This is a genomic window from Ralstonia sp. ASV6, assembly GCF_016429285.1.
Taxonomy (GTDB): domain Bacteria; phylum Pseudomonadota; class Gammaproteobacteria; order Burkholderiales; family Burkholderiaceae; genus Ralstonia; species Ralstonia flaminis.
This window is the reverse complement of record NZ_JAELUI010000206.1, coordinates 1-6,953: the sequence shown is the minus strand read 5'-3', so window position 1 is coordinate 6,953 and position 6,953 is coordinate 1. Positions and strand designations below refer to the sequence as shown.

The 6,953-nt window shown below is 63.5% G+C and carries 4 protein-coding genes and 1 pseudogene; all 5 read left to right on the top strand.

Translation table 11 applies throughout. The features are described 5' to 3' along the window. Positions 1–1,217, top strand: a 1,217-nt coding sequence (locus JHD73_RS25580; RefSeq protein WP_199032970.1) for a CoA-transferase, incomplete at its 5' end; no start/stop codon positions are given. Positions 1,218–1,621: 404 nt separating this feature from the next. Beyond that, positions 1,622–2,212 carry a TetR/AcrR family transcriptional regulator gene (locus JHD73_RS25575; protein WP_199032971.1) on the top strand — a complete coding sequence of 197 codons (591 nt, stop codon included), beginning with the start codon at positions 1,622–1,624 and terminating at the stop codon, positions 2,210–2,212. A gap of 50 nt (positions 2,213–2,262) precedes the next feature. Beyond that, on the top strand, positions 2,263–4,050 hold the full coding sequence (locus JHD73_RS25570) for an acyl-CoA dehydrogenase C-terminal domain-containing protein (protein WP_199032969.1): 1,788 nt from the start codon (positions 2,263–2,265) through the stop codon (positions 4,048–4,050). Between the two features lie 81 nt (positions 4,051–4,131). Then, the gene (locus JHD73_RS25565) at positions 4,132–6,612 is read left to right on the top strand and encodes a 3-hydroxyacyl-CoA dehydrogenase/enoyl-CoA hydratase family protein (protein ID WP_199032968.1); all 2,481 of its coding nucleotides are present in this window, start codon (positions 4,132–4,134) and stop codon (positions 6,610–6,612) included. A gap of 32 nt (positions 6,613–6,644) precedes the next feature. Continuing rightward, a pseudogene (locus JHD73_RS25560) lies at positions 6,645–6,953 on the top strand (acetyl-CoA C-acyltransferase); the annotation flags it as partial.

The window sequence follows — 6,953 nt, the reverse complement described above, 5'->3', positions numbered from 1 at the left end:
GTGCCAAGGCGGCGCGGGCGGCGGGCACCGCATCGTGGGTCGAGTTCGAACGCTTTCGCGGCGAAGACTACCTCTTCTATCCGAGCTTCCCGTTGCACTGTGTGTTCCTGCGCGGCACGGCCGCTGACCCGCGGGGCAACATCAGCACCCACGAAGAGGCCTTCCACCACGAACTGCTGGCCATGGCGCAGGCGGCGCGCGCATCGGGCGGCATCGTGATCGCCCAGGTGCGGCGGCTGGTGGATCGGCACGACAACCTGCAGGCGATTCACGTGCCGGGCATTCTGGTCGACTACGTGGTCGTCGCGGAGGATGAGGCCGAGCATCAGATGACCTTTGGCGAGGCGTTCAACCCGACCTACATCCGCCCGTGGCAAGGCGAGGCGGTTCAGTTGAAGGAAGACGCGCTGGAGGCGAGTGAGGCCTTAGAAGCCAACCTGCAAGGTGCGCTCGATGCCCGCACGCTGGTACAGCGCCGCGCCGTGCTTGAACTGATGGCGCAGCAACCGCGTGTGGTGAACCTGGGCGTCGGCATGCCGGCTGCCGTGGGCGCGCTGGCCGAACAGGAAGGCGCACGCGGTTTCACGCTCACGGTGGAGGCCGGCCCGATTGGAGGTACGCCCGCAGACGGGTTGAGCTTCGGTGCATCCGCGTATCCGGAAGCGGTGGTTGACCAGCCCGCACAATTCGATTTCTACGAGGGCGGCGGTATTGACCTTGCCATCCTCGGCCTGGCGGAACTGGACGGTGCCGGCAACGTCAACGTGAGCCTGTTCGGCGAGGGTGGTGACACAATCGTGGCGGGCGTGGGCGGTTTCATCAACATCACGCAGAGCGCACGCTCGGTCGTGTTCATGGGCACGCTCACGGCGGGTGGCCTTCAGGTCGAAGCCGACGGCGGCAAACTGCGCATCGTGCGCGAAGGGCGCCTCAAGAAGATCGTGCCGGCTGTCTCGCACCTCACATTCAACGGCGACTATGCAGCGCGCTCCGGCATTCCTGTGCGCTATGTGACGGAGCGCGCCGTCTTCGAGATGCGCGACGACGGTCAGGGTGGTCGACGTCTCACGCTCACCGAAATCGCCCCCGGCATCGACCTGCAGCGCGATGTGCTCGACCAATGTGCCGCAGAGGTTGCCGTGGCACCGGATCTGCGCGAAATGGATGCCCGCATTTTCCGCCGCGGCCCTATGTGCGCAAGCACCTCGCTGGCCTGATTGCGCTCCGTTTTATTTACTGACGGGTAGCACTAGAAAATCGACCGGACATGCTGCGCTGCACGGGTTTTATGGGTGCAGCGCACACCTTGCAAAGTCTTTGCCAGAAAGGGTTTGCGGGATTCGCGCTGCGCCGCGGAAGACGCCATTGCGACGCCTTCATTTAGATGCGGCTTTCTAATAAAACACTTGCTGCCATACAGGGCCCTGTAAATAATTGAACGACCGTTCGATTTTGGGCTAGAGTGTTTCCGCAGGCTGGTTTACAGTCCTGCCCGACACGCGAAAGGCGCCTTGCGAAGCGCTGATTTTTAAGTGTGTCACGCCCCAGAAAAGAACGGAGAGAAATCATCATGCGTCACCCGACCGCTCGTCTCGAATCAAATCACGCAGCAGCCACGCCGATGCGCAAGGGCGAGCTGACGCGTGCGGCGATTCTCGATGCCGCGCTGGAACTGGCCTCACGCGACGGACTGGAAGGGTTGACGATCGGTGTGCTCGCGGAGCGCATGCAGATGAGCAAGAGCGGGGTGTTCGCGCACTTCGGCTCGCGCGAGGATCTGCAGGTGGAAGTGGTTCGCGAGTATCACAAACGGTTCGAGCAGGAAGTCTTCTACCCGAGCTTGACGGAACCGCGCGGCCTGCCGCGCCTGTGGAGCATGGTGCGCCGCTGGATGGAAAAGCGCATTCAGGAAGTGACCACAGGCTGCATCTACATCAGCGGCGCGGTGGAGTACGACGATCGCGCCGAAAGTCCGGTGCGCGACGAACTCGTCAAGAGCGTGACGATCTGGCGGGCGGCGCTGACCCGCGCGATCGAGCAGGCAAAGGAAGAAGGCCATCTGCGTGCTGAGGCGGACCCGCGGTTGATGCTGTTCGAGATGTACAGCCTGGAGTTGGGCTTGCATCACGATGCACGTTTCCTGCGGCTTCCGGACAGCGCCGAGCTGGCCATGGTGGCACTTAACAAACTGATTCAGTCTTACCGAACCTGACGCGGCATCGCACACCTAGCGGTCGCGCAGTAACACCTAAGGAGCCCAAGATGGGTCAATACACCGCACCGCTGCGCGACATGCACTTCGTTCTTCACGAGCTTCTGGGCGTGGAGGATCACCTGAAGGAGATGCCGCAGCACGCGGAGATCGATGCCGACACCATCAACCAGGTGATCGAGGAAGCCGGCAAGTTCTGCTCCGAAGTCATCTTCCCGCTCAACCAGTCGGGCGATCGTGAAGGCTGCACGTACCACGGCGATGGCGTGGTGACCGCACCCAAGGGTTTCAAGGAAGCGTATCAGCAGTACGTCGAGGCAGGCTGGCCGGCACTGGGTTGCGATCCGGAATACGGCGGCCAGGGCCTGCCCATCCTGATCAACAACGCGCTGTACGAGATGCTGAACTCGGCCAACCAGGCTTGGACGATGTATCCCGGCCTGTCGCACGGCGCGTACGAAGCCCTGCACGCACACGGCACCGATGAACTGAAGCAGCGCTATCTGCCGAAGCTCGTTTCGGGCGTGTGGACCGGCACGATGTGTCTGACCGAACCGCATTGCGGCACCGACCTCGGCATCCTGCGCACCAAGGCCGAGCCGCTGGCCGACGGCTCCTACGCCATCACCGGCACGAAGATCTTCATCTCGGCAGGCGAGCATGACTTGGCCGAAAACATCATCCACCTGGTGCTGGCACGTCTGCCGGACGCACCGGGCGGCACGAAGGGCATCTCGCTGTTTGTGGTGCCGAAGTTCATCCCCGATGCCAACGGCAACCCCGGCGAGCGCAACACCGTGAAGTGTGGCTCCATCGAACACAAGATGGGCATCCACGGCAACGCCACCTGCGTGATCAACCTGGACGGTGCCCGCGGCTGGATGGTTGGCGAGCCGAACAAGGGCCTGAACGCCATGTTCGTGATGATGAACGCGGCCCGCCTGGGTGTCGGCATGCAGAGCCTGGGCCTGACCGAGGTTGCGTACCAGAACTCGGCCGCCTATGCCAAGGAACGCCTGCAGATGCGCAGCCTGTCGGGCCCGAAGGCACCGGAAAAGCCGGCCGACCCGATCATCGTGCACCCGGACGTGCGCCGCATGCTGCTGACCCAGCGCGCCTTTGCTGAAGGCGGCCGCGCGTTCAGCTACTGGATCGCCCTGCAGATCGACCGCGAGCTGTCGCACAAGGATGAGTCCGTGCGTAAGGATGCGGCTGACCTGGTCGCGCTGCTGACCCCGATCGCCAAGGCTTTCCTGAGCGACAACGCGTTCATCTCCACCAACGAAGGCATGCAAGTCTTCGGCGGCCACGGCTATATTGCCGAGTGGGGCATGGAGCAGTACGTGCGCGACGCCCGCATCAACATGATCTACGAAGGCACGAACACCGTGCAGTCGCTGGACCTGCTGGGCCGCAAGATCCTGGGCGACATGGGCGCCAAGATGAAGAAGTTCGGCAAGCTCGTGCAGGACTTTGTGGAAGCCGAAGGCACCAACGAAGCCATGCAGGAGTTCATCAACCCGCTGGCAGACATTGGTGACAAGGTCCAGAAGCTGACCATGGAAATCGGTATGAAGGCCATGGCTAACCCGGACGAAGTGGGCGCTGCGGCTGTGCCGTACCTGCGTGTGGTTGGTCACCTGGTGTTCTCGTACTTCTGGGCCCGCATGGCCAAGATCGCCCTGGAAAAGCAAGACAGCGGCGATACGTTCTACAAGGTCAAGCTGGCGACCGCACGCTTCTACTTTGCCAAGCTGCTGCCTGAAACGGCTTCGCAGATCCGCATGGCACGTGCTGGCGGCGCGACGCTGATGGCACTCGAAGCGGATCTGTTCTAAGCAAACAGCCGCACACCCCTCGGGGCGACGCATACAGATGTCGCCCCGCTCGTCTCTTTCCTCTTCTCAGTTGAGGATGTCATGACCCGCACCGAACTCCCCACCAGCGCGCAGCCGCAGGCCGGCCAGCGCTCCAACTTCCTCGTCCGGCGCGTGGCCGTGTTGGGCGCCGGCGTGATGGGCGCGCAGATTGCCGCGCACCTGATCAACGCCAAGGTTCCCGTCACGCTGTTCGATCTTCCGGCCAAGGAAGGCCCGAAGAGCGGCATCGCGCTCAAGGCCATTGAAAACCTGAAGAAGCTGTCGCCGGCGCCGCTGGGCATCAAGGATGATGCCAACCTGATCCAGGCTGCCAACTACGAAGACGACATCGAGAAGCTGCGCGATTGCGACCTCGTGATCGAAGCGATTGCCGAGCGCATGGACTGGAAGCACGACCTGTACAAGAAGGTCGCACCGCATATCGCCCCGCACGCGATCTTTGCGTCGAACACGTCGGGCCTGTCGATCACCGAGCTGTCGGATGGCTTTGATGCGGAGCTGAAGTCGCGCTTCTGCGGCGTGCACTTCTTCAACCCGCCGCGCTACATGCACCTGGTCGAGCTGATCCCGACCGCGCACACGCGTGGCGACATTCTCGACAAGCTGGAAACGTTCCTCACCTCCGCGCTCGGCAAGGGTGTGGTGCGTGCGAAGGACACGCCCAACTTCATCGCCAACCGCGTCGGCATCTTCTCGATCCTGGCGGTGTTTGCGGAGTCGGCCAAGTACGGCATTCCGTTTGACGTGGTGGATGATCTGACGGGCTCGAAGCTGGGCCGCGCCAAGTCGGCGACGTTCCGCACGGCGGACGTGGTGGGCCTGGACACCATGGCGCACGTCATCAAGACGATGCAGGACAACCTGAAGGACGATCCGTTCGCCCCGGTCTACGCCACGCCGCCTGTGCTGGCCAAGCTGGTGGAAGCGGGTGCCCTGGGCCAGAAGACCGGTGCCGGCTTCTACAAGAAGGAAGGCAAGGACATCAAGGTGCTGGACCCGCAAAGCGGCCAGTACGGCCCGAGCGGCAAGAAGGCTGACGACATCGTCGTGCGCATCCTGAAGAAGGAGCCCGCCGAGCGTCTGAAGCTGCTGCGTGAATCGACCAACCCGCAGGCGCAGTTCCTGTGGGCTGTGTTCCGCGACGTATTCCACTACATCGCTGTGTACCTGGAGCAGATTGCGGATTCGGCCGCGGAAGTCGATCTGGCCATCCGCTGGGGCTTCGGCTGGAACAGCGGCCCGTTCGAAGATTGGCAAGAGGCTGGCTGGAAGCAGGTGGCCGAGTGGGTGAAGGAAGACATTGATGCGGGCAAGGCGCTGTCGAACGCAGCACTGCCGCAGTGGGTGTTCTCGGGCCCGGTGGCGGACAACGGCGGCGTGCATTCGGCGCAGGGTTCGTGGTCGGCCAAGCAAGGCACCTTCCTCTCGCGCAGCACACTGCCGGTGTACGGCCGCCAGGTGTTCCGCGCACCGATCAAGGGTGCGACGACGGTCAACCCGCTCACGTACGGCAAGACCATCGAAGAGACCGACGCCGTGCGCATCTGGGTGGACGATGCTGCCGGTCAGGACGACGTGCTGATCATCTCGTTCAAGAGCAAGATGAACACGATCGGCCCGAGCGTCATCGACGGCCTGACGCGTGCGGTTGATCTGGCCGAAGCCGGCTACAAGGGTCTGGTGGTGTGGCAGCCGACGTCGCTCAAGCTGGGCGCGCCGGGTGGTCCGTTCTCTGCCGGTGCAAACCTGGAAGAAGCCATGCCGGCCTTCATGATGGGCGGCGCCAAGGGCATCGAGCCGTTCGTGAAGAAGTTCCAGGACGGCATGATGCGCGTGAAGTACGCCGGTGTGCCGGTCGTGTCCGCAGCGTCGGGCATCGCGCTGGGCGGCGGCTGCGAACTGCTGCTGCATTCGGCCAAGCGTGTGGCTGCGCTGGAAACGTACATCGGTCTGGTGGAAGTGGGCGTGGGCCTGGTGCCGGCAGGCGGTGGCCTGAAGGAAGCTGCACTGGCGGCTGCCAAGGCTGCACAGGCTGCGGGCAGCACCAACATCCTGCAGTTCCTGACCAACCGCTTCCAGGCTGCGGCCATGGCCAAGGTGTCGAGCTCGGCGCTGGATGCGCAGAAGATCGGCTACCTGCAGCCGACCGACACCATCGTCTTCAACGTGCACGAGCTGCTGCACGTAGCGCGCAACGAAGTGCGTGCGCTGTCCGACTCGGGCTACCGTGCGCCGCTGCGTCCGATGGGCATTCCGGTGGCGGGCCGTTCGGGCATTGCGACCATCAAGGCATCGCTGGTGAACATGCGTGACGGCGGCTTCATCTCGCAGCACGACTTCACGATCGCCTCGCGCATCGCTGAAGCGGTGTGCGGCGGTGATGTGGAAGCCGGCGCGCTGGTGGATGAAGAATGGCTGCTGGCGCTGGAGCGCAAGGCCTTCGTCGATCTGCTCGGCACTTCCAAGACGCAGGAACGCATCATGGGCATGCTGCAGACCGGCAAGCCGGTGCGTAACTAATCGCCGCGACGACAGAGAACAGGAGTTTCATCATGACCAAGCAACTGCAAGACGCCTACATCGTCGCCGCGACCCGTTCACCGATCGGCAAGGCGCCCAAGGGCACGCTCAAGAACCTGCGCCCGGACGATCTGCTGGCGACCATCCTCAAGAGCGCTGTCGCCCAGGTGCCGAACCTGGACCCGGCGCTGATCGAAGACGCCATCGTCGGCTGTGCGATTCCCGAAGCGCAGCAGGGCCTGAACGTGGCGCGTATCGGTGCGCTGCTGGCGGGCCTGCCGAACACGGTGGGCGGCGTGACCGTCAACCGCTTCTGCGCCTCGGGCCTGACGGCCGTGGCC

Coding starts and splice junctions, on each gene's coding strand:
- JHD73_RS25575 (WP_199032971.1), top strand. CDS start 1,622: ATGCGCAAGGGCGAGCTGACGCGTGCGGCGATTCTCGATGCCGCGCTG.
- JHD73_RS25570 (WP_199032969.1), top strand. CDS start 2,263: ATGGGTCAATACACCGCACCGCTGCGCGACATGCACTTCGTTCTTCAC.
- JHD73_RS25565 (WP_199032968.1), top strand. CDS start 4,132: ATGACCCGCACCGAACTCCCCACCAGCGCGCAGCCGCAGGCCGGCCAG.